This window comes from Anaeromicropila populeti, assembly GCF_900112775.1.
GTDB lineage: Bacteria > Bacillota > Clostridia > Lachnospirales > Lachnospiraceae > Anaeromicropila_A > Anaeromicropila_A populeti.
The window spans coordinates 1-1,638 of sequence record NZ_FOYZ01000041.1 but is presented as its reverse complement, the minus strand read 5'-3'; the positions used below and the strand labels follow the sequence as shown (position 1 = coordinate 1,638).

Below are 1,638 nucleotides of genomic sequence, written 5' to 3'. Positions count from 1 at the left end.
CCAGCGCCAACCGCATCTGGTTCTTTGCCAAGTGGAATCACTTGTGAATATAAGGTGGTTAGTGATTGGGGAAGCAGCTTCCAGGGACAGATTGTGCTGAAGAATAATTCAAGCAAGACATATAATGGATGGACATTACAATTTGACTATAATAGTACCATTAATAGTCTTTGGGGTGCAGAATTATCAAGTCAGTCTGGAACAAAAGTGATAGTAAAGAATCCATCATGGGATACAACGCTTGCACCAGGATCATCTGTTACGATTAATTTTACAGCAACACTTGGAAGTGATAAGAATACACCTGTAAATTATTCATTTAGTTAAGAAAAGGAGAATAAAGATGAAAAGGTTTTTTAGTATTATTTTGTCGTTATGTCTTGCAATCGGTGTTATAACAGCAGCTACACCAGTTGCAAAGACAAAAGCAGCAACCGTTCCATCTAATGCAAATTTACTAAATACATATGGAAATGTAATACCACATGTAGGTACAGCATTAGTTGCATCTGAAATTTTAAATAGTACCATTTTGAATTATGCAGCTAAGGAATATAACAGTATTACGGTTGGAAACGAAATGAAACCGGATTATGTTTTATCAAATAGCTTAATTTCAGTTTCTCAAGCAAAAGCCTTAGGGTATTATATTCCTGATGGTTATACAGAAAGTACTGTGCCAACATTAAACTTTACAACAGTTGATAATATGATGAAGGCATGTTATGAAAAAGGTTTAGATATGCGTGGGCATACTTTGCTATGGCATGCACAGACACCAGACTGGTATTTCAGAACAGGGTATTCTCGGACAGGAAGTTATGTAAGCCAGACTGTTATGAATAAAAGAATGGAGTTTTTTATTAAATCCTATCTTGGTCATTGCTGTGCTAGTAAATATAGCGAAATAATTTATGCATGGGATGTTGTTAACGAATATCTTCATGCATCAGCAGATAAATCTGGTTGGCAAAAAATTTATGGAAATAATCTTGGGCCAAAATGTGCCTTTGTAAAACAGGCATTTGAATATGCTTATGATACATTAAGCTATTATGGCTTAACAAATAAAGTTTCACTGTTTTACAATGATTATAACGAATACATGGAAGTAGATGACATTATTACATTAATTAACTATGTAAACTCTAGTCGTAAAATTTGTGCTGGTATAGGTATGCAGTCTCATTTAAGTACATCATTTCCATCTGTAGCTTACTATAAGAGTGCATTACAAGCCTTTGCAAAAGCTGGATTTGAAATTCAGATAACAGAGCTTGATGCAGGATGTACAGATTTTACTACACAGGCAACGTACTACTATAACTTAATGAAAGCAATTTTAGATGTTAAAAAATCAGGTGGTAACATTACAGCTCTTATATGGTGGGGAATGACCGATAATACGTCATGGCGTTCTAGTGACAAACCATTATTGTACAGCGATTATAATACAAAAAAAGCAGCTTATACATCTGTTTTGCAAGCATACTTTGATGCAGGTTATTCAATGGGAGGTGGTACTACAACCCCAACCTCAACCCCAACCAGTACCCCTAATCCAGGTATAGGAAGTACTGTAAAATTAACCGATGGCTGGTATTATATTAAAAATGTAAATGCGCAGAAATACCTTCA

At 35.0% G+C, this 1,638-nt stretch carries 2 protein-coding genes; both read left to right on the top strand.

Annotated features, from left to right (window positions below):
- Nucleotides 1-327, top strand: a 327-nt coding sequence (locus BM305_RS18705; protein WP_177214816.1) for a cellulose binding domain-containing protein, incomplete at its 5' end; no start/stop codon positions are given.
- 16 nt (nt 328-343) lie between these two features.
- Nucleotides 344-1,638, top strand: a 1,295-nt coding sequence (locus tag BM305_RS18700; protein ID WP_143099235.1) for an endo-1,4-beta-xylanase, incomplete at its 3' end; no start/stop codon positions are given.